The following is a 24,440-nucleotide window of genomic DNA, read 5'->3' on the forward strand; positions in this document are numbered from 1 at the left end:
CCCTGCCCGCGTTGGTCGCGCGGTATTGTCGTAAATCGTGGTTAGGTCAGATCATTGCTGGCTGCGGATCGAGCGGCTTGCCCTTGAATGGCGCGACCTTGATTTCCCCTTCCCGCTTGCGGGCCTGGGCAATGTCATAGCTGTTCTGCATCCGCATGAGGGTGTCCATCGACACGCCGAAGGCTTTTTCGATGCGCAATGCCATCTCCGACGACAGATGGGCGCGCTCGTTGAGCAGCGTGGAAAGCGTCGCACGCGTCACGCCCAGCACCTCGGCCGCGCTCGTGACCGACAGGCCCAGCGGTTCGATGATTTCATGCTTGATGAAGCCGCCGGGGTGGGCGGGGTTCTTCATCCGAATGCCAGTGATAGCGTTCATAGCCACCTCCTAATGATAATCTTCATAATCGAGGTCGATGATCTCGATTTCGTCCTGGTCAATCCGAAACGTCATCCGCCAGTTTTTCGTGACGAACAGGCTCCACGTACCCTTGCGGTCGCCGGTCAGCTGATGTGCTTTCCAGCTCGGCACGGTGCGAAGCTCATCCTCCTGCTCCATATCCTGCAGGAAGGACACCATGCGTTGTATCTTGGGCACGACGGCGGGTTGCAGCGCGCTCCCATCATCCCTCTCGATGAGCCGTCGCAATCCCTTATGGACCACGTTTCTAATCTTCATGATTAAGGCTATCAGAAAAGATCGTTCGGCGTCAAGTGACGCAATACACCCAGCAAACCCCGCCCCTGCTAAGCCCTTCGGCTGCCGAAGGCAGCCGACCAAATATTTTTGCCCTGATATCAGGTGCGGACCCGTAAAAAATCAGCCTCCCGTGTCGTATAGCAGGGCGACAAGTACCCGCGCTGCATCCCCCCTCAGGTGATCGAGGCGATGGCCGACCAGATCGGCAAGCACTGCTGGAATACAGCGCCATGGTGCGGGCGAGGGAAGCCCCAAGGTAGCGGTCTTTCCTTCGGGCAGGCGTTGATTTGTTAAATCCCCCCGTCAGTGTCTTCCTAGCATGAGGGACGCACCAGGCCGCATCAAGGATCGGCGGTCCCCCAATTTGCTGCGCAAATCGGCTCCCCCACCGCCCGCTAGCGCGGCCGCTTCGCGGTCCCTGACCCGACCCGGCGCGACCCTCCCCTTGGCCTTGCCAATTCCGGCAACAAGGAGGTTGTTATGTCTCATCGTCTGTTCGCTCAGCTGGCTTTCGAGCGCGCGCTTGGAAATGCAGCGATCGACGCCTTGAGGAATGCGGTCAACGACAAGGACCATTTCGATGCGGAGAGCATGTGGCCGAAAGACCCGATGTTCATCGGCAAGACGAGCGCCGACATCGAGGCTGTTTCCGCCGAGCTGGCGCAGATCATTGCGGATCGCATCAAGGATGTGCTGAACGGTCCCGGCATCCGCAACATCGAGCGCGGCGAGTGCTTCGATCCACAGCTTGTCGCCTTGGTTCTAGAGGCCAAGGCAAAGCGCGGCCAGTCCGGCCGACGCCGGAAGGGCGGGCCAAGCCCGCCCCTTTTCGCCCGTTGGGCGAAACCGATGATCTCGGTGCTGTATGGAGCGCGGGGCGGGGCATCGAGCCCCGCCCCGCGCAATCTCTTCTCTCTGTGTGTCGTGGCATTTTGGCATGGGTGCGCGCCAGCTTTCAAGGATCGGCGGTTCCCCCAATTTGCTGCGCAAATCGGCTCCCCCACCGCCCGCTGACGCGGCCGCGTCGCGGTCCCTGACAGCCGGCGCCGGTGCCCATGCCGGGTGTCTCCCGTCACCAACGAGAAGGAGAACCGGATGCACATCAAATTGTTTCGAGCACTGAAAGCGGCTAATCTGTCCGACGACGCCGCAGCGGAAGTTGTAGAGGCTATTGAGGAGTATATCGCCGTGAAGGTTCAGGAGGCGAACAAGGGAATCGAAAGCAAGCTGACGGCACAAACTTGGGTCATCGGCAGCGTCGGTTTCGTCCTCGCAGTCATCGGCCTTGCGCCCGCTTTCATCAAACTGTTCCAGTAAGACAAAGGGAGGCTTCGGCCTCCCTTTTTTTGCCGAACCGCCCGAATGTCAGGAGGCGCAAATTGAACGACTTCGCACAAGCACGGCTCGATATGTTCGAGAGCGGTTTATTCGGTCATGGTAATGCTTTCTGGCGCTGGATCGCCACGGTCGAGGCGCGGCCCTATCTGGCCGCTTTCGCTGCCGATCGCGCACCTTCCAGCGAACGCGAGTTTTTCGCGGTCGATCTTGCCGCAGAGGATCTACTTGATCCCGATCACCTGGCCGAGTTGGCCCAGCAGATCGAGGCGACGCACGGCTAGCGCCATGCGCGTCGTGGTTAGCCGCGAACAGCTATGCGCTGTTGCTCAGCTATGTCGCGGATCATAGCTGCCCAGCATCCCAAAATCATGCCCTCTTCATTATGGACTTCGCTTGTCGCGACCGCATAGATACCCAGCAAGTTTGCGACCTCTCCCGTCTCGGCAATGCCTTGACGCGCTAGCAGCGTGGCAAACATCGAGAGTGCTCCCCCCATTGCTCGCACAAGCGGCGCATCTTGTAGCAGACGGTCAAATTCGTGGGGTGGGTTACTGGACATAGATTGTTCCAATCAAATAAAGCGACTGCCTTTCAGGACTTATCATCGGAAGTGCTATCCGCTGCCAATAATTCGACAACCGATAATCTGAAAACATCGGCAAGGCTCTCCAAGGTAGCAAGCGTTGGATTGCCTTGTCCGCGAACCATGTATGAAATATGCGATGCCGCAACGCCCGAGCGTTCGGACAACTCCCCTTGAGTTATGCCTAGATTCTTTAGTTCGCGAGCGATGTTGGCCCCGATCTGGGTCATCAACGGCGATGTTCGTTTCAGGTATATGGTTGGCATCGTGTTCGCGTCCTTCTCGCTAGGCGCAGAATGTCGGCACGCGCAGCATGGCGCAATAGGGTTGCTCAAACGGCTATTTGCGCCATGGCTTTCGCGCCTAGCGCAGTTGGTATAGATTGTGCGCCATATTTGGACGAGCGAGGTTCAAACTTTGCATGGACGGTGAGGACGACGCGATGAAATCGGCCATGGAGCTGTTCGCAGCTCGGCTTGCAAAGCGCGATGTGGAGAGGCCGATCGCCGACCATCGAACCGTCGAGCAGTTGATCGCGATGCTGGAACCGCATGAGCAACAGGTTGTCCGCTTGCGGATCGGGCTTGGCCCCTCTCCCGCGCTCACTCTTGCCGCGACTGCAAAGATCGTCGGTGTGTCGCCAAGCCGCATCGGCCAAATCGAGGACAAGGCATTCCGAAGGATCAGATGGGTCTGCAACAACATAGACATTCACGATCGTTCGGCGCTGGATGCTTTGATCGCGCGCAGGCGTGATGAAGCGGCTGAGGCCGAGCGGATCAGGAAACTGGATGCCTTGCAAAAGGCGCTAGATCAGGAGCGGAAGCGCAAGGCCAAGCAAGACCGGGATGAGGTCAGGCGAGCGAAGGCACGCGATTCCGCTTGGAGCCGCAAACTACGCGTGGCGCAGGCTGAGCTTGATCGGATGAAATCCGACGCTCAGTTTTTTGCCGAACAGATCGCTCAAATCGAGCAGCGCGCTAATTGGCTGAGGGCAATTTTGCCGCGCGACCGCCGATTGGCGGCGCTGCGCGAGCAGGCCGATGAAATCCGCGATGCGATCGCGAGCGCAGAAGCCAGCATATCCAACATGCTGGCTTCTCCCCCGGATGGTCCCCAGCTAGGCAAGGAAGCTTCAACAAACGATGGCCACTGATATTGAGCCGTCCCCTGCCCTCGCGCCGCAGATCGCCCGCGTTTATTTGCGCGTCAGCACCGATGCGCAGGACTTACGCCGGCAGGATGCCATCGTGGCCGAGGCGAAGGCAGCGGGCTATTATGTCGCGGCAGTCTATCGGGAGAAGGCATCGGGTGCCCGTGCCGACCGCCCCGAGTTGCTGCGCATGATTGCCGATCTTCAACCCGGTGAAGTGGTGATTGCCGAGAAGATCGACCGGATTAGTCGTCTTCCCTTGGCCGAGGCCGAGCAGCTGGTTGAGACAATTCGTGCGCGAGGCGCGCGACTTGCCATCCCTGGCGTCGTGGACCTGTCCGACCTCGCGGCCGACGCCGAGGGCATCGCCCGCATCGTGCTCGAATCTGTTCAGGCGATGCTCTTAAAGATCGCCCTGCAGATGGCCCACGACGATTACACCGATCGCCGCGAGCGACAACGCCAAGGTATCGCCTTGGCAAAGGCCGCAGGTCGCAGCGGAGGGCGCAAAGGCGATCGGGCAACGCACGCCCGCATTGTGGCATTGCGCGAAGCGGGAAAGAGCATCGCCAAAACCGCAGAACTGGCCGATTGCGACCGCAGCACCGTCAAGCGGGTGTGGGCGGCCCATCGTGCCGCCCAGGTGCAAGAACCCAGCCCTCAACGAAATCACCATGAGCGGGATCGCTGATCGCCCTTTCTGTTCGGCTTCAAGCCGGTGGCAGCTGCCACCGGCAGTCCCCTGCCCGCGTCATCGGACTACCAGCCAGGGAAAGAGCGGCGGAACCGCGACAGGTTTTTCCAATCGCCGCCGCGCCGATCGAGCGCAGCGATCTATGGGCGCCAATGGCCGGTGGCAGCTGCCACCGCCGCCAGTCCAAATTGCTGCATCTACTCGGGCCGTTTCCTTTGGGCGTTGCTGTCTGACGGATACGAACTCCGCATCGCCACTAATGCGGGCAAGCAGAAAACCGGCCTTCGGCCTTGGGTTTCCGCAAGCGGACCCTCCCATTTTCAGCTTGCCCGCGTGGCTCAGCTCCGCCGCAAAAAATCCGTCAGCAACGCTTATCCAAAGGAGACTACCATGCAGAACATCGCTGAATTTCGGATCATCGGTCGCGTTGGCAGCGTCGATACGACCGATAAAGTCACCCATGTTTCCGTCGCCGCGAACTACAACCGCAAGGACGGCGATGAATGGAAGACCGATACGCACTGGAACCGCGTGACGTTCTTCCGCCAGCTGGCAGAGCGCGCCGCTGACTTGGGCAAGGGCGACCTGGTTCACATCACCGGACGGGTCCGCCAGAACAGCTACGAGAGCAATGGCGAAACCCGCTACTCGGTGGACCTGATCGCTGAGGGGCTGGGTATCTTGGTTCGGGGCGGGGCTGACTAAGCCCCCTCCCCTTTCTCCTAAAACGGGCGGCCTTGTGGCCACCCTTTTTTGTGGACAATGCCTTCCACAGACCCTAACAATAATAGGGTTCAATTATGCGAGGCATCTGTGGCGGCCAAACTGTTCAATCGTGTAGCGAGCTTGCGCGTCGCTTCCGGACTTACGCAATCCGAGCTGGCAGCGAGGATTCAAGTCTCACCTGAAACAGTCGCCGCCATCGAGAACGGCAGGCAGGACGCCACTTTGCTGACGGCGCTCCGTATGTCGCGTGCCCTGCGAACCGAGGTGCCGAACATCTTCAGGGAGCAGCCTTTCCCTAAGTTGATCGGCTCCGAGCGAGGCGAGAGCCGAACAGCTTAGGAGGCCGCTATGCGCCGTGAGATTGCCAGCAAACTTCGGCGCGCAGCCAGCGTGCTACAGACTGTCATGCTTTGGGCATCGCTTGCCCTGTGGCTTGCGATCGCGGCAATTGCGCTGATCGTCGTCCTTGCAGTCGGTCTCGCGGCCTATTTCGCTTTTGGCTGGCTCGGAGTGGGAACCGTCGCCGTCCTCGTGCTGATCGTTTTCTTCGGCAAAGACCCGCCAACCGAACAGACCGGCCCGCGCCGCAAGGGCAAGGGCCTCAACCTGAATGACGATCCGAACCCTTGGTATATGCAGTCGCAGTATCGCTTCGGATCGGGAAACAGCGCCGCCCACAACCGCTGGCACAAGTAGCCCGTGGCGCAGCCATTGAAGGGATTCTCAATGCGAACAATCGTAGTGACCAACGAGCGCGGCGGCATCGGCAAGACCACGCTTACCTGTCATATCGCGTGGCATCTGGCCGAGCAGGGCAAGCGTGTCGTGGTTCTGGACCTGGACAAGCAATGCCACAGTGCCGGGATGCTGAAAGCCGAGTTCGAGCAGATCGGCCCGGTTCAGTCGATTCTTGATTTCGAGCCGAACGAAGAACCTCCGGCGCTGGCCTGTTTCAAGAACACACGGCAGATTGTCGAGTTGACGACTGACAGCCCGCAGCAAGGCCAGCACATCGGCGCTTATGTCCGCGCCATTCGTGCTGGCCTTGCCAAACACTACGACTACTGCGTGATCGACACTGCGCCCGCGTGGGATGGCCGGAATCTCATGGCCCTGATTGCGTCCGATTATGTCGCGGTCCCACTGGACCCCGACAAAACCGCGCGTCAGTCGCTCAACGAAATCTCGCAAAGCATCAGCCTTGCAAACAAGGTGCGCGGGGAGGGGAACGCGACCCGGTTCGGGATCGTGTTTAATCGCGTTCAGACAACTAGCGAAGTTTCAAAAATGCTGATGGACCGCATTGGGCAGGCGCTTCCTGCCAATGTGGTGCCGCACACCATTCCGCACCGCGAGCACATGCGCGAGGCGGCGTTACTCGAAATTCCCGTTTGGCGCTTGGCAAAGGACACGCGGCGTAGCGCGCCGATCGTGCGCGAAGTCGTCTCCTACATTGTCGATCAAGCTGAGAGGGAAGCCGCATGAGCAAGGCAGCTGTCAAACCGGCGAAGAAGAGCTTTGCCGACTTCGATATGGACGCGATGGACTTTTCGGCCGTCCCCGCGAATACCGAGTTCAAGGCAGCTGGACGGTTTCAGCGCCTTCCGCTCGATGACATTGATCCAGACCCAACGCAGGTTCGCCGGGAGTTCGACCAGGCCGAGATTGATGCACTGGCCGCGACCATCAAGGACCGCGGCTTGCTACAACCCATCGTTGTCGCGCCAACATCGAACGGTCGCTACATCATCCGCTACGGCGAGCGGCGCTATCGCGCGTGCCGCCAGCTTGGTTTCGACCAGATCGACACCGTTCTGGATCAGGCGGACGCCGAGCGCGATATTGGCCTCGACCAGTTTCTTGAGAACGAGCAACGCCAAGCCCTAAGCCTGGCTGAGCGCGTCAGTTTCATCGCGAGCCGCGTCAGTGACACGCTCTCGACAAAGGATCTAGCCGCGCGCATCGCCAAGCCGCATTCGGAAGTGAAGCGGCTCTACTCGCTGCGCACCTTGCCCGAGGACATTCTTGCCGCGTTGAAGAATTGTTCTCCGCGTGCCGCCGTCGCGATCAAACACGCGATCGAACTGGACGAGCAGGCAACGCGCAATTTCGTGGCAGCAAACGAAAATCCGACAGCCGCCGCGTGTGAGCAGTTTCTTGCTACGCTCCAAGGCAGTCCCGATGAAGAGAGCGCGCAGGCCGGTGCCGCTAAAGCGATCGACGATCCAGCGCCGCCCCAAGAATCGCGCGCGTCGATGGCAGCTGCTACCAGTGCGACGGACAATCGGGAGCGGCCCGAACTGGACGCTGACGACGAGCGGGAAGGGGAGGGGGCCGAGCTTGCCGATCCTTCCGATCACAAGCCGCGCGCCCCCCGTCAGCCGAAAGAGGCTACCGACGCACCGGCCATCATCATTCAGGGCCGTCGCGGGATTGTTCTAAGCGGCCAGGTCACGGTTCGGTTCGACGGCGAGGCCGCGCCCCAAACCTTCGACTTCTGATAGCTTTTACCGTCCACGTTCACTCAGCATCGAGGCGACGTGGAATTTAGAGCGGTGGCAGTTGCCACCGCTTTTTGTTTGTGGGGTAAATATCTACTGTATGGCGGGATAAGCCTTGCGGCGGCTAATGTTAACCGTTACGCTCAATCCCATCGGATCGCGCTTCACGGTTGGGAGATACCTACCCCACATGGAAAAGACGCTGGGCTTCAAGATCGAGGCGGCCAAGCTCGCAAAGATCGACGCGCTCGCGCAGACGAGGGGAGGGCGCGGCCCCTTCATGCGTCAGCTGGTTGACGCCGTGCTCCGGCAGTCCGGAGCGGCTATGGAAGCTGCCCCCATTGCCGAGCGCGAAGCCGCTGGCGAGCACCGCCTTTATCTTCGGCCGACCGAAACCGAACTGGCCGTTATCCGCCATCGCGCAAAAGAGCGGCGCATGACCCCTGCGACCTGGGCCATGGCTCTTGTGCGGCGACACATCGGCATCGCCGCGCCCGTCGATCGCGAGTTGCGCGAAGAGCTGTTGAATTGCCGTCAGGCGTTGCAGCGCATCGGCCGCAACGTGAATCAGATCGCCCGCGCAGCGAACAAGATGGCACTGGCGGACAATGCAGCGGAGATCGCTGGCGAGCTGCAAAAGGTCAACGACCTGCGCGCGGCGATCGGCGCGGCCGTCGAAGGTATCGGTGCAGCGACAAAGGCCGATCTTGTCTATTGGGAGGTGCCCGGTGAGCGACTTTGACAGCAGCTTTGAGGCGGGCCAGCTCGCCGCGCTCTTCAAACCAAAGCTGACCAGCGACCCGAACAGGCGCGGCACTGACATGTTGCTGCGCTCGCTTAGTTCGCGGCGAGCAGGCCAGGGCGGAAGCACTCGGGCGCGGCTTGCCCGCGTCGTCAGCCGTGCCCCGGAGGTCATGGTCAAGGTTACGGGCAGGCCGAAAGGAAAGAACCATGCGGCGGCGCATCTCGACTATATCGGCCGCAAAGGCGATGTGCCGCTTGAAACGCGAGATGGCGACATTCTGACTGACAAGGAAGATCGGGCGGAGCTGGCGCGCGATTGGGGCGATCCTGTCTATTGGCGCGACAATTCGACCGTGGCAGCTGTCAGCATGGTTTTCTCGATGCCGGCAGGCACAGACCCCGACAAGGTTCTTTCGGCCGTTCGGGAAGTGGCGCGGAGCGAAATCGCGGACGAATGGGATTTCGTCATGGCGCTCCACACGGACACGCCCAGGCCGCATGTTCACCTGACGGTCGCCGCACGGGGGGACACAGGCCGCCGCTTCAATCCACGGCCTCAGACCCTGCATCACTACCGGGAACGCTTTGCCGAGGAATTGCGGGCGCTGGGAGTTACAGCCGAGGCCACGCCGCGCGCCGCGCGTGGTGTCGGAACAAGAGAACCGACCACCGCCCTCAGACGGGCGCGAGACGATTTCGCACGCGGGAAGCGTCCGCAGCGTCCCCATACGAGCGATCGTTGCCGCAATGCGGCTCGCGACCATTTTCTTGGCCGCGCATCGGCACCGCCGTTCATGGCCGCAAGTCGCGAGCAATGGGGACAGGCCCAGCGGATCTACCTCGCGGCGGCAGATCGCCTCGCCCGGAGCAAGGATCATCAGGACCGAATGTTGGCAGGCCAGGTGCGCGAGTTCGTGAGGGCGGGGCGGGTGCCTACCTTGCACGAACAGCTTGTGTCATCGCTGGTGCGCGAGAAGGAACGACGCGAAGGCGTCAGCCGCGCAGGACCGCAGAAAGCAAACGAGGATCGGCCACGCGGTCCACAACGCTAGCCGGTGGCAGCTGCCACCGGCCAGCTCATCGCAACCGGCTTTCCTCTGGCAGCATCGTCAACGTGTTGAATTGGGCGTCATAGCGTTCGCGCGAGCGCCCTTCCTCAATTCCGTAGCTTGCGCCCACCAGCATCCCGATAAACAGAACCGGGATCATCAGAACGAGGATCGTCCCGATACGCCTTCGGTGGCGATTTCGTTGATAGCGTAATGCTTCGAGAAGAGCTTCCACGGCGAGCGCAATTTGATGTGCGTCCTCGCCAACGGCAGCAATCATCTGTTCGGTTGGATTGGGTTGTCGTCCTTGAGGTTTTCCAACCTCACTCAGATCGGACAACGCAATGCTTCGCGCGTGTATCATGCCGAGGACGTACTCAATATGATGCTCGATCGCGTGCGCTCGCTTCGGCAAATCCGAGCGAGGACGGGGGATGGACAATGAGCGCTGCCTTTTTCGCAAAAGCCACATCATGTTCTTACCGCGAACGAGAGGGCTTGCGCTCTTGCTGGCGCAGCACGGTATCCTCCCGTGCTATCCGAACAGCCTCATTCTGGCGCTGTTGCTCAAAACGGGCCGCAGGAATCGGTCCACCGTTCTCGATCCGCTTGGCTACCGTTTCCTTCGCATTCTCGATGTAGCGCGCCTGGTCCTCCTTTTTGGGAAAGCGCGTCTTAGCTTCGATTGAGGCGGCCAGGACGTGCGATTGAGCGGCCTTGAATTGCGGATCGGTCGCATTCTCGCGGTGAGAGTTGCGGCGGAATTGTTCGGCCGCCGCGCGAGATTCGGTAGGGTCTTGCTTTGCCATGCTCGCTCTTTTCGTAGGGTCTTGAGCTTCGCGGGCCTTATCGCGCGCCGCCAGCCTCTCTCCCTCAAGCTTCAGCTGGGGAGAAGGCTCGAAGTCTTTGACGGCGACACCGGCGCGGGCAGCTTCCAGATAGACCGCCTTCTTGAAATCATCGCTGCCATGAACACGGATCGACTGCCAGCCATTATGCTTCGCAATGGCGACCGCATCGCCAATCGCATGGTCCTTGTTGATGCGGATGCCATCTTGCCCCTTGATCGACATATCGGGCTTTTCATCGCGACCGCTCCGAAACAGATCGTCGCCTACGCGCAGATATTTTCGTTCGAGCTGGGCCGGTAGCGCCAAGGCTTTATCGTCAACCTGTTTGGCTTGGGGCTTCGACGTTGCCGCCTGATCGGCCCGCGAAGGTGCGGCCATTTCTTCCGGGCCGGCTTTTGCGCGCGCACCCTCATGAATGTTGAGCGTCTTGTCGGCCGAGGGGGAGGGCACCGCTTCACGCTTGGGTTTCTTCGGCCAGTTATCAATATCTTTCTGCGCGGCCGCCAGCTTTTCGCGCAGCTGATCGGGCGTGGCCTTGTCCGCCGACTGGAGGTAGGATTTGACGGAGGGGCTGTAGTAGCCCGGCACGGCGTTGGACCCATCATTCTCCCAGGACGTCCAAGCCAGCTGCACGCGCTTGTCACCGACTTTCATATCAAGTGCCACATCGCCGTGGATATTTGATTTTGCGAACGCCTGAATGGCTTCGGGGAAGGTCTGGAATACCTTAGCGCCTCGCGTGTCGCTGACCGTAAAAAGGCGCGCATCGGCTTTATCCGACGCCTTGGCCGGTGCATCTGCTGATTTTGCGGGTGCCTGTTCTCCGTTATCGGCCATATTCTTCTCCTTCACTTAGAACTAGATCCCGGCGCTGACCTTCCCATTCCTCTTTCGTCGGATCGGGACCAATAATGTCGTCGAAGTCGATTTCATCGAAAGCCATGCTGCCGTCCTTCACCGTGAGGTTCGGCATGTCGCGATCGAGGGCGAGAACGTCTTCGGGAATGTCCTGCACCTGGTCATCGGCCAGTGCGGAATAATCGTTGAAAGCCGCCAGCTCTTCATCGCTCAGATCATCGACGGGCACGATCGGCGCGACCGGCTTGGGCAGCGCCGGCACTGCCGGGGCAGTCGTCAGGCGCGAGCGGAAAACGGAATCCTTGAAATAGCGGATTTTCTTCCCGCGAATGACGGGGATACCGCCCCGGATGACGAGAATATCGTCTTCGGGCAGCTGCATCAGCTCTTGAGGGAGCATCAGTGCGCGCCGCTGTTCGGAGATTGTCTTGCTTCGATTGGCGAGCAATCCATGTATCGTCAGGGACCGGCTTTCCGCATCCTGACCGAGATAGCCGAGGCGTTCGGACAGTTCCTTTGCGACCCGCAGCTCCTTGGGCGTGAAGGCAATTTCGACCCCGCAGTTTGATACGATTTCGTCCGCGCCATGCTCACCATAGACATTCCGCAGCTGGGAGCGGGACTGGATGACGGGAAGCAGACGAAGCCCATAGCCGCGCACATAGGAGAACGCATTTGCAATGACCTGGGCGCGGCCGAGCCGCGCAAATTCGTCCAGAATGAGCAGCACGGACAGCTTTTCGCTTTCGTCGGGCAGTTGCCGCGTGTTGAGGTCGATCAGCTGTTGGAAAAACAGATTGTAGAGCGGCGCGACCCTATCGAGTTCATCCGGCGAAACGCCGAGATAGATCGAGGTCGGGATGCGGCGAAGGTCCGTCAGGGAAAAGTCGCTTTCGGCCGTCGCGCGATCGACAATGGGATTGATCCAGAGATTGAGCTTCGAGGTGACGGTCTGGATAATGCCGGTGAATGTGTTGTCCGCGCTGGACGTAAAATCGCTCAACGCGGCGCGGCACCCTTCCGATAGCGCACTATCGCCAGCTTCCTTGGCGAAGAATGCCTTCATCCCCGGCATCGTGATGGTCCGGTATATCTCGCCAAACGAGAAGGGACGTTCAGACTTGGCCGCGATCCATGATGCAATGCCGACAAAGGCCGTGCGGGCTGATTCTGTCCAGAATGCCTCGCCCTTCTCCGGGGGCACGAAGAGCATCGTCGCGATCTTCTGCAATTCGACCAGGACCTCAATTGGATCGGCCCTGTTGATGTAGCTAAGCGGGTTGTAGCGGGCCGTGCGGCCTTCTCTGTCCGTAGGGTTGAACAGCACAACCTTTTGGCCGCCCTTGCGGCGGAAACCCGCCGTGATTTCGTAGTTCTCACGCTTAATATCGAGCACGACAACCGAATCCGGCCATTGCAACAGATTGGGAATAACGATGCCGACGCCCTTGCCCGATCCGGTAGGGGCTTCGAGCAATACATGCTCCATCTTACCCACCATGAGAAAGCCGTTGCGGAAAAAACCATTGCGGACGCGGCCGAGCACAATGCCCTTTTTCGCGCGAAGGCCCGCCTTGCGGATTTCACCTTCGCGCGCGAAACGAGCTTCACCGTGAAGGTTCTTTTTCGGCCGCAGGACGATCGCCATGAGCAATACCGGCAGCGGCACGCCTATGACCGCGCCTCGCCAAAGCGCTTCGGTCACGACAGGATCATGCCGGTAATACCAGAAGAAGCCGGGGAGCTTGAGCGGATCATAAGCCGCGGCGGGCATCTTGAGGAAGAACCACGCCACCGTGCCGGTCAGCAGGCCGATCAGCAGGAGCGTGATCGGAAGGAGGACGAGGGCCAGTGCGAGCCTGTTAGAGCCTGTTTTCTGGATCAAAATATATCTCCGTCACGCGAAAGCGGCCTTCGACCTTCTTGGTCTGCACGACCACATCAACCAGCAGCTTGAGCAGGCTGCGAATGTCGTCACGGGCCAGATCGGCGCCGCCCTCGCTTTCCTTGACCAGCAATGTCAGCTGTTCGAACGCGAGTTCGGCCGAGTCCGCATGGATCGTCGTGATCGAGCCAGGATGGCCCGAGTTGACGTTGCGGAGATAGAAGAACGCGGTGCCGTCGCGCAGCTCCTGCAACAGTATCCGGTCAGGCCGCATACGCAGGGCCGATTCCAGAAGATCCTTTGCAGAGATTTTCGCGGTGCCCTGCTTGTCCTTCGCGTAGAGCATGTGGACCACGTTACGATGCGGGACCACCAGTTCGCGCGTGTCTTCGATCGTCAGCAGACGCTCATGCGGCGGAATGAGCTGGATCAGCCCCTTAGAGAGCGTCGTCTTTCCCGAGCCGGTAGCGCCAGAAATCAGGATATTCTTGCGGCCCTGGACTGCCTTTTGGAAAAATTCGACGTGCTTTCCTGCGTCGAGCAGATCGCGCAATTCAACATCGAGCGGCGAGACTTGCCGGGTTGCGATCTTTGTCTCGCTAAACAGCCCACCGCGCTCGAAATCCTCCATCGTCAACGTCACCGATGATGGCTTGCGGATCGTGATGGACACTGTGCCGGCAGGCACAGCAGGTGGCACTACCAGCTGCACACGCTCGCCGCTGGGGAGGATTGTGGAGCAGATCGGCGTGGATTGGCTTATGTCCTGATGCGTGAACGCCGCCGCTGCCCGCGCGAGCGCGAGCAGCGACTTTTCATTGAGGTCGGGCAATGTCTCCCAGGACCACCCATCGCGCGTTTCAATCGCAGCCTCGCCAGCCTTGTTAATCACCAGCTCCGTTACGTCCTCACGCGCGAGCAGAGGGCGCAGCGGCAGCAAGGCGTTTTCGAGGACAGCCGTATTGCTCATTGGCCGCGCCGAAGCCGCAGGCCGTAGATGTTGGAGAAATCGAAATCGCGCGCGACCATGATCCCCACTTCCGCGCCCTGATTGATGCGAAGCACCGGCTGAATCTGCATCGTGTCCCGCAAGATCGTGTCGGACGCTTGGCTGGGAACCCGCGTGACATTATCCGCGTCGGAGACTTCCGAGGCGGCGATCGAGGCGGCGTCGTTAAGCGAGCTGAACAACAGTGCGGCCCCGAAGCGTTCCCAAAAGAAGTTCTTTACGCCGCCTGCCATGCCTGAACGGCCAAGCGCATCGCTGGCGGGCGAACCTACGTCGATCGCCACGCCGCGAGGCGTGACCGCGCGGTTCCACACCGCAAAGAGACGATATTTCCCGCGCTGGACGCCGGTTTGATATTCGCCCAGGACGCGCGTTCCTTTTTCCAGCAGAACGACGCGGCCGTTGTCCGAATAAATGTCGCGGGGAATGATGCAGCTGACATATCCGGGCTGACTGGAATCCATCGCGGTTTGCAGCACGCACGGAATGAACGAACCCGCGAGGATCAGCATATCGCGGTTGCCAATGTCGCGGCCCGAGACCCGATCAATTTGCGAGGTCTGGCGCATGTTTTCGAGATTGGTCCGTCGCGATCCACCCTGCCCATCGCCATCGGCCGACGCACCAATCAACTGCGCGCCCTGTGCTCCTGTGCCGCCGCCCATGGGCAGGCCGGTGGCAGCTGCCACCGCTCCACCGACGCCGCCGCTGTTTTCGCCACCATAAGCCATGATCCCGGCGCGGCGTTGGGCCTCTGCGATGACTTGCCCCTCAGATTTTTGGGGGCGGCCGCTTGCCCCGGCTGTGCGGGGCGCTTGGCTTCCATCAAGGGCGGGCACTTCCGTCATGGGCACCGGCGCGTTCGGATCATTTGGCGCATCGGCAAGCGTTGGCGCTATGATCGACTTGGGATCGTAGTTGGCGAGCTGCCTTTCATCCGGCTTTTCGGCTTTCTCGGCTTTTTCGGTTGGATCGCTCCGCATCGCGTCGATTGTGCTGAAACCGAGCACGATCGCGCCGCAGGCAACCGCAGCGAGAACGACCGCTTTTTTGGGGTCGATCGACCTGTTCGGAAGAGCGGCAATCTTCGCCTGGCGCTCGCTTTGCCGCTCAATGTCTTCCGGATCGGGCACCGGCTCTGACGCAAGGGGCCGGTTTTCGACCGTCTCGCCCTGCGAAATGATGTTGTCGCCATGCGGCGCATTGTCATGATCGTTCGCAGCCATCTTACTCAACCCCTGTGGTTCGCTCGACCAGCCCCGAGGCCGTGTCAGTTTTGGGATCGCGCCCGTAGTAATCAGTCTTCTGATTGTGGATGCAGAGCACTTCGAGGCCCCGGCGCAGCCGGATCGTCCTGTAAACCCCGTGCAGCACCACATATTCATCGCGCACATCGAAGGAGGCGATGGCTTCCGATCCATCAGGATTGACGACGAAGAACGCAGGCAACTCACGCTGGTTGGGGAAGCGCATCACCGTGAACTGTCCGTTGTCAGACACTTCGGAGGGCTGGATGGCCGTCGATCCTTGCATGATGTAATCGGCGTTGCGCGTGCCTTCCAGCACGCCAATATCGAGCGCCGACTTTACCGCGCCGCGCTCCAAGGCTTTCAGCTGGGCGAGCTGGGCCATTGCGGCTTGCGCCTGCGCTTCGGCCGCTTCCTGTTCAGGATAGCGGAACACGACAGTATAGAAGCCGCTGCCCCGCTGCGTTGGCGACAGAGCGAACCGATAGCTGCGAGGGCCATAGCGCGAACGGGTAATGACTGTCAGGTTCGTGCGACCCGCGCGCTCGCGCGGTTTGATGAAGAGCGAATTGGCAGCCGGTGCGACTTCCCAGGACACGGTATCACCCAGCGCCACATGCTCGACCACTTCATCCTTGGCGAAGACGATTTCCGTGGCGATGCGGAACACGCCCGGAATCTCATAGACTTGCCGATCATTGTAGTTCGCTTCACGAACCCGGTGATCGAGCACAGTCGCATGGGGCGTTTCTTCGGCCATCGCCGGCGACGCTGCCAGCGCGATCGCGAGCGCAAACGGGGCGCTCCACTTCAATACGGTCATTGGGGCACCTCCACGTCAGCACGATAGCTCTCGACCTGATAGCCAAGCGGATTCTTGAAGCGGTCCACTTCCTTGCTCGGCGTGCCATCGACCTTGTATTTGATGGTCGCGACGGCATCGGTTTTGGTCGAGTTCGAGCCGGTCACAGATTCTTTGGTGAAATAGACCTGCGCGACATTGCCGCCCAGGAATGACACCCGCTTGATTTCGACAAAAACATCGGTGCGGTTCGCCAAGATGTTTTGCGGACTTTGGGGATTGTCAGTCTTGTAGAAGCGCGACCACCGATCCTGTTCGGGCCGCGCTGACATGACCATGACCGCATCGAAATATTCTTCGCGAGCGGCTGCTATCCAGCCTTCGCGATAGCGAACATAGGTTGCGAGGAAATACTTACGGACCGCCTCGTCATAGGTGATCGTCGCGTCACCGTGGAGCTTGGCGGCGATCGACGCCTCGCCCGTGTTACGGTCCACCGTGATAACATATGGCTCGACCGTTTTCAGAGGCGTCAGGGCTGCAACGGCCACAACGCCAGCAGTCGCCAGGGCGCCAGCAACGCCAGCGACGACCCACGCCAGCTTTTTGGAGCGCTCGGCCGCCGCAAGCTTGTCACGTTCCCAGCTTGCAGCCTCTTCAAAATAGGCTTTCAGCTCGTCCTTTGGAATACCAACTGCCATCGTAACACCTCAGCAATTCGAGTAGATCGGGCCACGCAGCGAGGCGCTTAGGCGCGGCACTTCGACCGCCCGCGATGCGTCCGACTGTTCATTGCCCGGAGTTGCAGGGTCCGCCGGGGCCACGTCCGGCGTTGCCGGTGCACCCTGATTGAACACGTCCACATTTGCCGGGGCGGTTCGCTGTGCGGCCTGATCCGGGATCGAGGGAAGGGTAAGCCCATGCGGATTTGCGGGCCGCATCGGCCCCTCGCATTTGGCTGGCTTTTTGACGGGCTGACCGGCGCAGGCCGCCAGCGCTAGGCAGATTCCGAGTCCAAGCAACTTGCGCATATTCGTTCCCTCAAGCTCTGGTGATTGTGTTTCGGTTGCGCCAACGGCGAACCGCCGACGAGAAGCCCCGTCCCATGCTGGCCCCCATGGCGCGGGCATCGCTGGCCGCGTGGCCTGCGCCCGTTGCCACTGCCCCGCCACCGCTCATTACGGCGTTGCCGAACTGCGAAACCATCGCAGCAGCACCGCCGCCCAGCGAGGCCGCAATTCCGGGGATTTGTAGGAAGAAGAAGCAGGCGAGGACGTAGAAGGCGATGATGCGAACGCATGTGTCCCAAACGTGCTCGAACTGACCGTCGAAGGATGCTGTTGCGGATTCTGCGACGTTGGCGACGACAAGCACCAGCAACAGCGCGAACAACGACAGCATCAAGAAATTCAGGACGCTACCGAGCCACGAGAAGAAGTAGCTTCTGGTGGAATCGAAGAGCAGCGCACCGACAAAGATCGGGCCAACCACCGCCAGACAGGCCAGCGCGAACAGCGCATAGAGTACGATCACAAAACCAACCGCGAGCGCGAACAACGCGGCTACAGCGGTTAGCAAGATGATTATGGTTGCGCCGATGCACAGAATGATCGCAGTCGCCGCCCCCTGCAAATCCCACATGCTGGCGTTCTGCTCAGCATATTCCTTAGTGGCATCCTGCATCCCTATCAGCGCAACATCGACGCGCGCCCACATCGTATCAAACGACCCGCCGACGCCATTAGGCGAGTTCCCGATGATTGAGGCAAACTCGTTAGGAAGCCCCGTCACGATCATTTGTGCAATTGATGCTCCGTAAAGGCTTGTCACAGCCCAATAGAGTGCAGCGAGCATGAGGGAGCGATAGACGTATTCGCGGAATGGGTATTGCACAGCACCGCGCATGATAGCGTAGCCGAGCAGTATAATATAAATCACCATTCCCGTGCGGAGCGGCCCAGCGATCCAGCCAACGAACCCAGCGTAGTTTGAAACTACAGACGAATTGAGTTCGTTGACAAAGCCCTGATAGGCATTCGTGAATAGATCGTATTCCACCAGATCGCTCCGCGTTATTATATAATCGAGCTTCGAGCTTTCACATTCCCGCCGCTTTGCGTGCGCGAGCCATCTGATCTTCTCGGTCACGGGAATATTTGATCGACGCGATGGCAGACTTGATGCCTCCGCAATTCTTGGCGACGGGAATGGGAAGATCGGATTGTTTGAGTTCGCTGTTCATGATCTTGTCGCACTCCGATACGATCACCGGAATTTGATCTTCATTGGCTTTGAGCCATTCCACGTCGTGGTAGGTCATGAGGATTTCAGGGAAAACGGGCGCGCGTTGGCAGCCGGCAATTATGCCGGCTGCGCTCAATGCTACTAAGGCCATCTTCCGCATTCTTACATTCCCGCCGCTGCCCGCGCGCGGGCCAGTTGCTCTTCACGATCGCGGGAATAGCTAGAGAGCGCTTCCGCCGTTTTGGCCGCTTGTTCGGCCCGACGCGCCCGCTCCATGGCATCGACGCGGAGCTGGTCGTTCATCATCGACGCGCTTTCAAGCTGGATGCGCGCTTGAAGGTCAGCAACTTCCTTGGCCGTTGATGCCGACGCTAGGCGGCTGCGCAGTTCTTCCAGGCCTTCGCCGCGCGATGTGGCCGCTTCGCCCATCCCTTCGGCCATGGCCTTGTCCATCGCGATCGAGCGCGCCGACTGATAGCGAACATCAGTCTGATCGCCATTCGCGGACACGCCGAGACGTTCGAGCATGTCCTGATAGATCGCATCGGAACGGCCGCCGTAGCCGCCGCCGCCGCTGAAATCGCCGCGCGCCATGCGTTGGAGGGAGTTCACATCGACGCCGAGCGTGCGAAGCGAATCCGTCTTGAGCTGGTTGGCGATCGAGGAAACATCGGTCAGCTGGTTCAGCCCTTGGTAGAGCTGCTGCGCTTCCGCAATCTGCTGGCGACCCTGCTCAATCATCTGCATGGTCTTCTGGATTTGTTCGATATGCTTGAGCACGGACGTGCTATCGAACACAGGGATACCCTGCGCACTGGCTGGCGTCGCGGCCGCAAGGCTCCCGATCGACACAGCCGCCAAGAAAAGCTGCTTCATAGTCTCACTCCTTTCAGCTTGGGCGCCGGCGCCGGTGAAATTCCGGCAACCAGAGCTTCGGATCATTGCCCAGTTCGGCAATCACTTCGCGGGCCACGCCCGTTGTCTCAGCGCGCCCCGACAGCACGGCCAGTTCATCGTCCATGCCAATGAGATCCAGGCCGACCACAACGGAGTCATGGCCCTGCTTCACGAGGAATTTGCGGCTTTCCGGCGACAGCTCTTCGCGCACCAGCTTAAATTCCGCCTCCGAGAGCGAGAATCCTTCGATGTAATCCCGGCGCTGGCCGAACGGATTGGGCAGGAAGATTTTCGTCGCGACCTGCTCCAAGATCGAATGGCTGATCGTTGACCGCAGCGCGTCCGCAGGCGACTGTGTTGCAAAGACGAGGAACGCATTGCGCTTGCGGTATGTCTTGAGGCCATCCTGCGCGAATGCCGTGAACGCCGGATCGGCCAGCGCCTTCCAAAATTCGTCAATCGCAATAACCATGCGCTCGCCTGTCAGGAGCGCGTCTATCCGCTCGAACAGGTAGAGCATGACCGGCGTGCGAATTTCCGCGTTTTCGAGGAAGTCGGTCATATCGAAGCCCACGAAACGGGCTTCGAGCGACATGGAATCTTCCTCATTATCGAAAACCCAGCCAAGGTTCCCCTCGGAGGTCCACTTGACCAGGCGCGCGCCGACGCCTCCCGAGTCCGACATGCCGAGCATGGTCCGCAGCGCCGACAGCGAGCGTTGCTCGCGTGGCAGCTTCATCACGGCTTCAATGCCATCGTCGATCAGGTGCGATTCCTGCACCGTGATCGGCGCACCCTCTTGCTTCACCAGCTGGCGGATGAAGCGACCGAGGAACGCGCGATGGGAAGCCGTATTGTCGAGCGCCTTGAGCGGAGCGAAGCCCGTAGGCTCCCCGTTGCGCAGCGCGAGATAGGTGCCGCCGCTGGCTCGGACAAAAATTTCCGCGCCCTGATCCTTGTCGATGAAGATATGGCGCGCGTTGAACTTTTCGAGCTGCGCCATCAGGAAGTTGACCAGCACCGTCTTGCCGCCGCCCGATGGACCAATGACCATCGAATGGCCCAGGTCTGCCGCATGGAAATTGAAGTAATAGGGGCTGCGAGCGCTTGTCTTGAGCAAGGCGACCGCAGGCCCCCAATGATTGCCGTCCTCGTGCCCTGCCGGGAACGTATGGAAGGGCGAGAACGCCGAGAAATTATATGACGTGATCGGCGCGGGGCGCGCCCTCCACGCGAAATTGCCGACCAGCTGCGACCAATAGGCAGCTTCCAGCGCCGCGCTTTCACGGGCGGCAACCATGCCCGTATCGGCCAGCGCAGCGCGCGCGATCGACATGTTATCGCGCAGCTTTTTCAAATCTTCCGCGAACACCGTCAGCGTGAAATGATGGTCCCCCAGCACAAAGCGGTTCGATTGCAAATCATCGGCCGCGTCGATCAGCTCATCCATCTGACTGATCGCCTTGTCACCCGCGTTCGCCATTTGGGTCTGACGAAGCCGGAACCGCTCTGTTGCCGCCGTGCGCGACAGGAACGTGAACGACTGCGTTATGGCGAGGCTGAAATCGACCGAGAGCAGCGATTCAAACTGGCGCGGCGTTGTCGATGACGGATACTCGCGAATGCCGAAAATGCCGCCGAACATCGAATGGTCGGCGTCACGGACTTCAAATGTCTCAGCGCCGATGATCGCGCGGCTCGCATAGAGCGCCGAACCGAGACGGCCACGGACCAGAGGGCAGCGCCGATAGCGTCCGGTCATCACCTGGTTCAGTATTTCCAGCGGTTCGGAGAACAGGAGGCCGCGGTGCTCATAGATGCCGACACGGCGGGGACGAACGCGCAGAAGGAGCTTTTCCAGATCGCGCACCTTGTCTTCCAGCAGCTCTAGGGCTTCCGCGATATTGGCGTTCTTGTCCGCCTGCTTCTTGCGAAGGAAATCCATCAGCTTGTCGGTCGTGTTTGCTGTTGGGCGGATCACGACCGTCATAAAGAAGCGATTGCGGAACATGCGTTCGGCCGTCATCCGCTCATAATATTTTTGATCGAGCTGCGCGGCGAAATGGGAGCGGAACGTACCGCCAGGATAGTCGCGCACGCGCATCCGAAGCATGTGCGTCCAGATCGAAAGCCGCTCGTCATGGATATTGCGCCAGACCCCGTTGAGGCGCGTGTGCCAATCGTTCAGATCGCGCACGTCCGAAGTCTCGAAGGGCCTCCCATCCAGTTCGAGCATGAGCATCAGATCGCCATTATCGAGGGCGACCACATGCTCATTGACATGCCGCGAATACGGCAAGAATTTCTCGGGCATTTCCTCCCGCTTGGCCTTGTCAAAAGGCACCTTCTCAGCGAGCGCGCTCTTACCGAACACCACGACCAAATCCCTTTCGCTTGATTCCGTAGAGCGGCAGCGGCGTGTAGCTCGACCCACCCCAAAAGACGCGGTTCCGGTTCGCCGCTTTGGTCCGGCCCCACAGGAAGATCAGCCGGAATGCGTTCACGTCATGCCGAACGATAAGCCGCGCCATCGCATAAAGCGCGACGGCGGCCGCGCCGCCGTAGAGAGGATTGCCCGAACCAACCAACGTGATTGCGCCCGCCATGATGATGAGCGCGCCCGCTTCAATGGGAACACCCGCCCACAATGCGGGGCGGGTGACGGCCAAGAACAGCGGGTCTTTTGTCATTTCTTCCTGACCGTCCATCCCCGATCACCCCGTAATCGTGTCGACGATCCACGGCGCGGAGAACACGATCACCACGCCGACTACGACCGTGACGAGCATCTGCACCGACGCGCGGCCGAGGAACCACAGAAGGCCGACGACGATGATCGCGATGATCGCCAGCGTGCGGAGCAAACCGTTGCTCAGCAGGCCGAGAATGTTGTCGGCCAAGCCTTCAAAGTTTGCCTGCGCAAAGGCCGGCTCGGCTACGAGCAGGCTTGCCAGCAGCGACAAGGGCAGCGCGCGCGCCATGAGCGGCGAGGGCTTGAGACGCGCGAGCAGCGCATCGAGCCGGGATTCAGCCTTGATCTTCCAGATACGAAACATTCGACAACTCCTATCTTCGCCTTACGAACCAATCCGCGCGTGTTGGGCGCGGCCGAAAACATCCCACGCAGGCGGTGCAGGCGGTGGAGCCGCCTCCATGTTCTCCGCTGCGATTTCCGCCAGCTCCACCGGCACACGACCGGCGCCAGTGTCGCTCATGGCGGCGCTGGCGGGCTGATCGCCCACGATGACAGTCGGGATTGCGGTCGCAGGCCGACCGCTAACGCGGCGGCCTGCATTCTCCACGCGGGCGACATAGCCGTTGCGGAAACCTCTCGATTGAGAGCCTGTGTTATACATGCTGAGTGCGACCCGCAGGGCCTCTTGCGGGGTGCGACCCGTCTTGGCCGAACGGAAATTGGACAGAAGCACACGGCCTGCCGCTTCGACATTGGCGCACTGCTTGAAAACAGTGTCCCACGTCAGGCCGAGCCAGCCCATGTTGCGTGAATTGATTTGGCCGAGGCCGAGATCCACGCTGTAGCCGCGCGCAACATAGGAGCGCGCGGTTGCGATTGCCTCAGCCTCATTACGCGGACGGCGCGGCTGACTAGCCACGCCGTTGACGTTGATCGCAAAAACATAGTTCGAGGATTCCGCATCCACGATCGCCGCGATCGTATGCGGTGCTACTGCTGGGGCGCATTGCGCCGCCAGCGAAAGAACGGCTCCGGTTTCGAGGAACACGCTCCCGTTCCCGGTCAGTTGCGCGGCTGATAGTAGGTCTGTTGCCGCCCGTCAGTCCAAGTGACCGTCAAGCGCCCAGGCCTCCCATCATCCGGCTTCTTGTATTTGGTCTTGGCGATGCCCCCGCCCGTGCATGTGGGGAAGCTGCCGCCGAGAGCCAGCACGCGCCACAGTTTCGTTATGGGCGGAACACAGGCTGGATATTGTGTCGGACCACCCGGGTTGGAGATGCACAACACAACCTCACATGCCCAGGTATTATCCGACGCAACAGCGGGGGTCGATTGCACCGCAGCCCCCATCAGGGCGGTCGCGAGCGCGAAATTAAAAGCTTTCATCGCTTTCTCCCTCGTCATCGAGATTTATGCACATATCACGATGGAGGGGAAAGGGAAGCCTAAAACGCCAATTTGTTGCTACATTGTTTATCAGGGACCAATCGAATATGGTCATCCTCATATCCGTAATCGAGCACGACATGCCGCACAGCGCTTGACAGGCGCTTGTAGGTTTTAAGCGTTGGTTGCTCGAAGAGGCAGACATTCAGCCACTTATCGCCACGCCACGATACTTTAACATTGATGATCCATTCACTCGACGGCAGCTGCGCAATCTCGACCGCTTGGATCATTCCGCCAGCAGGGCGGCGGGTGGTTAGTTCGCGCTCAAGGATCGGATCATACTGCCAATCGTCGCTATGCGGCATCGTGATTTATTCCCTTTTACCGATTAGGATATGTCTATCCTCGCTTTGACGGCGAGGGCAACCCGGCTTGTCGTCTCTTGCCGCGCAATCACATTGCAGCCATTAAGCGTGTCAACACGCTTATTCCGGCACCACATCAACCTATTGTGTTCTAGACCTATGGCGCGCCCGAAAAGACAGGAAGACCCTCTTCTACCGGTTCCCTTGCCCCGGCGTCGGCCGAGCCGCGCTAACACGCGCAATCTCGCAGCATCGGTGAAACCCGAGCTGGCGGCCGAGATCAAGAACCTCGCTGAGCGCGAACAAACGTCCGTTGCCGCCCTGGTCGAAGAGGCGACGATCAATCTCTTGAAGGCACGCGGGATCGAATATCCCGACTATTTGCGGCACTATCGCAAACTGGCGTGACGAGCGCGTTATAAGCGTGCGCGCACGCTTATTCTTGCCAACCCCTTAAACTTGAGCCAGTTATGACGCGCTGATTCCGCCTTGGAGTCGGCGATTCATCTGTTGCGTGCGGGGTGGCTCCCCGAAGCGACAGGGCAACAAAAAACCCTCGCTTGGCTGAGCGAGGGCTGTTTGTGCCACCGAAGTGAGCGCTTCTAACTTGGCTCCCTTTATCGGTGGTGCGGCGGCGAAAGTCAATCTCGAAAGCGTGCTTTCGGGAGCGATGGCGCTTGGCCTCGCGGGACCGACGAAGGGAGGTCCGC

The 24,440-nt window shown here is 60.1% G+C and carries 34 protein-coding genes; 13 read left to right on the forward strand and 21 right to left on the reverse strand.

The genetic code is table 11. From position 1 onward, the window contains the following. Positions 1 to 46: 46 nt before the first annotated feature. Both K663_RS22595 and K663_RS22600 read right to left on the reverse strand, forming a co-directional pair. A complete protein-coding gene (locus tag K663_RS22595; RefSeq protein WP_062121885.1) occupies positions 47 to 379 on the reverse strand; it encodes a HigA family addiction module antitoxin in 333 nt (110 codons plus the stop codon). A gap of 9 nt (positions 380 to 388) precedes the next feature. Further along, positions 389 to 679 carry a type II toxin-antitoxin system RelE/ParE family toxin gene (locus K663_RS22600; protein WP_011627736.1) on the reverse strand — a complete coding sequence of 97 codons (291 nt, stop codon included), beginning with the start codon at positions 677 to 679 and terminating at the stop codon, positions 389 to 391. A gap of 501 nt (positions 680 to 1,180) precedes the next feature. Here K663_RS22600 and K663_RS25025 point away from each other — a divergent pair. The 3 genes from K663_RS25025 (at position 1,181) to K663_RS22615 (ending at position 2,319) form a co-directional block, all read left to right on the forward strand. Beyond that, positions 1,181 to 1,714, forward strand: coding sequence for a hypothetical protein (locus tag K663_RS25025; RefSeq protein WP_235589634.1), 534 nt, complete (start codon positions 1,181 to 1,183; stop codon positions 1,712 to 1,714). A gap of 81 nt (positions 1,715 to 1,795) precedes the next feature. Next, positions 1,796 to 2,017 (forward strand): hypothetical protein, encoded by a 222-nt coding sequence (locus K663_RS22610; protein WP_004213291.1) that lies wholly within the window; start codon positions 1,796 to 1,798, stop codon positions 2,015 to 2,017. A 62-nt stretch (positions 2,018 to 2,079) separates the two neighbouring features. After that, positions 2,080 to 2,319, forward strand: coding sequence for a hypothetical protein (locus tag K663_RS22615; RefSeq protein ID WP_062121888.1), 240 nt, complete (start codon positions 2,080 to 2,082; stop codon positions 2,317 to 2,319). Positions 2,320 to 2,336: 17 nt separating this feature from the next. Here K663_RS22615 and K663_RS22620 read toward each other — a convergent pair whose 3' ends face one another. Further along, positions 2,337 to 2,516, reverse strand: a complete 180-nt coding sequence (locus tag K663_RS22620) for a hypothetical protein (RefSeq protein WP_062121890.1) — start codon at positions 2,514 to 2,516, stop codon at positions 2,337 to 2,339. A gap of 113 nt (positions 2,517 to 2,629) precedes the next feature. Continuing rightward, the gene (locus K663_RS23705; RefSeq protein WP_235589635.1) at positions 2,630 to 2,851 is read right to left on the reverse strand and encodes a helix-turn-helix domain-containing protein; all 222 of its coding nucleotides are present in this window, start codon (positions 2,849 to 2,851) and stop codon (positions 2,630 to 2,632) included. Positions 2,852 to 3,063: 212 nt separating this feature from the next. Here K663_RS23705 and K663_RS22625 point away from each other — a divergent pair, with 212 nt between their 5' ends. The 9 genes from K663_RS22625 (at position 3,064) to K663_RS22665 (ending at position 9,491) form a co-directional block, all read left to right on the forward strand. Beyond that, complete coding sequence (locus K663_RS22625) at positions 3,064 to 3,777, forward strand: sigma factor-like helix-turn-helix DNA-binding protein (RefSeq protein WP_235589636.1); 714 nt, start codon at positions 3,064 to 3,066, stop codon at positions 3,775 to 3,777. Continuing rightward, complete coding sequence (locus K663_RS22630) at positions 3,767 to 4,465, forward strand: recombinase family protein (protein ID WP_011627738.1); 699 nt, start codon at positions 3,767 to 3,769, stop codon at positions 4,463 to 4,465. Before K663_RS22625 ends, K663_RS22630 begins: the two co-directional genes overlap by 11 nt. Positions 4,466 to 4,858: 393 nt before the next feature. Beyond that, on the forward strand, positions 4,859 to 5,173 hold the full coding sequence (locus K663_RS22635; RefSeq protein ID WP_004213277.1) for a single-stranded DNA-binding protein: 315 nt from the start codon (positions 4,859 to 4,861) through the stop codon (positions 5,171 to 5,173). A 57-nt stretch (positions 5,174 to 5,230) separates the two neighbouring features. Continuing rightward, positions 5,231 to 5,533 carry a helix-turn-helix transcriptional regulator gene (locus tag K663_RS22640; RefSeq protein ID WP_011627739.1) on the forward strand — a complete coding sequence of 101 codons (303 nt, stop codon included), beginning with the start codon at positions 5,231 to 5,233 and terminating at the stop codon, positions 5,531 to 5,533. A gap of 9 nt (positions 5,534 to 5,542) precedes the next feature. Next, a complete protein-coding gene (locus K663_RS22645) occupies positions 5,543 to 5,890 on the forward strand; it encodes a hypothetical protein (RefSeq protein WP_235589637.1) in 348 nt (115 codons plus the stop codon). Between the two features lie 30 nt (positions 5,891 to 5,920). After that, positions 5,921 to 6,679: a ParA family protein gene (locus tag K663_RS22650; protein WP_011627740.1), complete on the forward strand. Its 759-nt coding sequence runs from the start codon at positions 5,921 to 5,923 to the stop codon at positions 6,677 to 6,679. Then, positions 6,676 to 7,695 (forward strand): ParB/RepB/Spo0J family partition protein, encoded by a 1,020-nt coding sequence (locus tag K663_RS22655; RefSeq protein WP_011627741.1) that lies wholly within the window; start codon positions 6,676 to 6,678, stop codon positions 7,693 to 7,695. The genes K663_RS22650 and K663_RS22655 overlap by 4 nt, the downstream gene beginning before the upstream one ends. Before the next feature lie 190 nt (positions 7,696 to 7,885). Then, positions 7,886 to 8,437, forward strand: a complete 552-nt coding sequence (gene mobC, locus K663_RS22660) for a plasmid mobilization relaxosome protein MobC (RefSeq protein WP_011627742.1) — start codon at positions 7,886 to 7,888, stop codon at positions 8,435 to 8,437. Next, positions 8,424 to 9,491, forward strand: a complete 1,068-nt coding sequence (locus tag K663_RS22665) for a relaxase/mobilization nuclease domain-containing protein (protein ID WP_011627743.1) — start codon at positions 8,424 to 8,426, stop codon at positions 9,489 to 9,491. The genes mobC and K663_RS22665 overlap by 14 nt, the downstream gene beginning before the upstream one ends. 25 nt (positions 9,492 to 9,516) lie before the next feature. On the opposite strand, the gene K663_RS24185 is transcribed toward K663_RS22665, so the two are convergent. Genes K663_RS24185 through K663_RS22750 form a run of 17 tightly spaced genes read right to left on the reverse strand, consistent with a single transcriptional unit; the run spans position 9,517 to position 23,730 of the window. Then, positions 9,517 to 9,930, reverse strand: coding sequence for a hypothetical protein (locus K663_RS24185; RefSeq protein ID WP_145902398.1), 414 nt, complete (start codon positions 9,928 to 9,930; stop codon positions 9,517 to 9,519). A 37-nt stretch (positions 9,931 to 9,967) separates the two neighbouring features. After that, entirely contained in the window at positions 9,968 to 11,176 is a 1,209-nt protein-coding gene (locus tag K663_RS22675; protein WP_011627744.1) for an LPD7 domain-containing protein, read from the reverse strand. After that, positions 11,166 to 13,082, reverse strand: a complete 1,917-nt coding sequence (locus tag K663_RS22680) for a type IV secretory system conjugative DNA transfer family protein (RefSeq protein ID WP_011627745.1) — start codon at positions 13,080 to 13,082, stop codon at positions 11,166 to 11,168. The genes K663_RS22675 and K663_RS22680 overlap by 11 nt, the downstream gene beginning before the upstream one ends. Further along, positions 13,060 to 14,052 (reverse strand): P-type DNA transfer ATPase VirB11, encoded by a 993-nt coding sequence (gene virB11 / locus K663_RS22685; RefSeq protein ID WP_011627746.1) that lies wholly within the window; start codon positions 14,050 to 14,052, stop codon positions 13,060 to 13,062. Before virB11 ends, K663_RS22680 begins: the two co-directional genes overlap by 23 nt. Next, complete coding sequence (virB10, locus tag K663_RS22690; RefSeq protein WP_062121904.1) at positions 14,049 to 15,317, reverse strand: type IV secretion system protein VirB10; 1,269 nt, start codon at positions 15,315 to 15,317, stop codon at positions 14,049 to 14,051. Before virB10 ends, virB11 begins: the two co-directional genes overlap by 4 nt. A gap of 1 nt (position 15,318) precedes the next feature. Beyond that, positions 15,319 to 16,161 (reverse strand): TrbG/VirB9 family P-type conjugative transfer protein, encoded by an 843-nt coding sequence (locus K663_RS22695; RefSeq protein WP_011627748.1) that lies wholly within the window; start codon positions 16,159 to 16,161, stop codon positions 15,319 to 15,321. Continuing rightward, positions 16,158 to 16,841, reverse strand: a complete 684-nt coding sequence (locus K663_RS22700; protein ID WP_004213217.1) for a virB8 family protein — start codon at positions 16,839 to 16,841, stop codon at positions 16,158 to 16,160. Before K663_RS22700 ends, K663_RS22695 begins: the two co-directional genes overlap by 4 nt. A 9-nt stretch (positions 16,842 to 16,850) precedes the next feature. Beyond that, entirely contained in the window at positions 16,851 to 17,171 is a 321-nt protein-coding gene (locus K663_RS22705) for a hypothetical protein (protein ID WP_021223057.1), read from the reverse strand. 10 nt (positions 17,172 to 17,181) lie between these two features. Beyond that, positions 17,182 to 18,198 (reverse strand): type IV secretion system protein, encoded by a 1,017-nt coding sequence (locus tag K663_RS22710; protein WP_011627750.1) that lies wholly within the window; start codon positions 18,196 to 18,198, stop codon positions 17,182 to 17,184. Between the two features lie 40 nt (positions 18,199 to 18,238). Then, entirely contained in the window at positions 18,239 to 18,544 is a 306-nt protein-coding gene (locus K663_RS22715) for a hypothetical protein (RefSeq protein ID WP_011627751.1), read from the reverse strand. A 2-nt stretch (positions 18,545 to 18,546) separates the two neighbouring features. Then, a complete protein-coding gene (locus K663_RS22720; RefSeq protein WP_011627752.1) occupies positions 18,547 to 19,260 on the reverse strand; it encodes a type IV secretion system protein in 714 nt (237 codons plus the stop codon). A gap of 13 nt (positions 19,261 to 19,273) precedes the next feature. Next, complete coding sequence (locus tag K663_RS22725) at positions 19,274 to 21,658, reverse strand: VirB4 family type IV secretion/conjugal transfer ATPase (protein WP_011627753.1); 2,385 nt, start codon at positions 21,656 to 21,658, stop codon at positions 19,274 to 19,276. After that, on the reverse strand, positions 21,645 to 21,989 hold the full coding sequence (locus tag K663_RS22730) for a type IV secretion system protein VirB3 (RefSeq protein ID WP_006949650.1): 345 nt from the start codon (positions 21,987 to 21,989) through the stop codon (positions 21,645 to 21,647). Before K663_RS22730 ends, K663_RS22725 begins: the two co-directional genes overlap by 14 nt. A gap of 6 nt (positions 21,990 to 21,995) precedes the next feature. Next, positions 21,996 to 22,337: a TrbC/VirB2 family protein gene (locus tag K663_RS22735; RefSeq protein ID WP_004213202.1), complete on the reverse strand. Its 342-nt coding sequence runs from the start codon at positions 22,335 to 22,337 to the stop codon at positions 21,996 to 21,998. A 21-nt stretch (positions 22,338 to 22,358) separates the two neighbouring features. After that, positions 22,359 to 23,024: a lytic transglycosylase domain-containing protein gene (locus tag K663_RS22740; protein ID WP_011627754.1), complete on the reverse strand. Its 666-nt coding sequence runs from the start codon at positions 23,022 to 23,024 to the stop codon at positions 22,359 to 22,361. A gap of 14 nt (positions 23,025 to 23,038) precedes the next feature. Further along, a complete protein-coding gene (locus K663_RS22745) occupies positions 23,039 to 23,362 on the reverse strand; it encodes a hypothetical protein (protein ID WP_011627755.1) in 324 nt (107 codons plus the stop codon). Positions 23,363 to 23,421: 59 nt separating this feature from the next. Then, complete coding sequence (locus tag K663_RS22750) at positions 23,422 to 23,730, reverse strand: hypothetical protein (RefSeq protein WP_004213195.1); 309 nt, start codon at positions 23,728 to 23,730, stop codon at positions 23,422 to 23,424. Between the two features lie 255 nt (positions 23,731 to 23,985). Between K663_RS22750 and K663_RS24515 the strand changes: the two genes are divergently transcribed. Beyond that, on the forward strand, positions 23,986 to 24,138 hold the full coding sequence (locus K663_RS24515; RefSeq protein ID WP_006949649.1) for a hypothetical protein: 153 nt from the start codon (positions 23,986 to 23,988) through the stop codon (positions 24,136 to 24,138). The last annotated feature ends 302 nt before the right edge of the window (positions 24,139 to 24,440 follow it).

The organism is Sphingobium sp. MI1205 (assembly GCF_001563285.1).
Classification (GTDB): Bacteria; Pseudomonadota; Alphaproteobacteria; order Sphingomonadales; family Sphingomonadaceae; genus Sphingobium.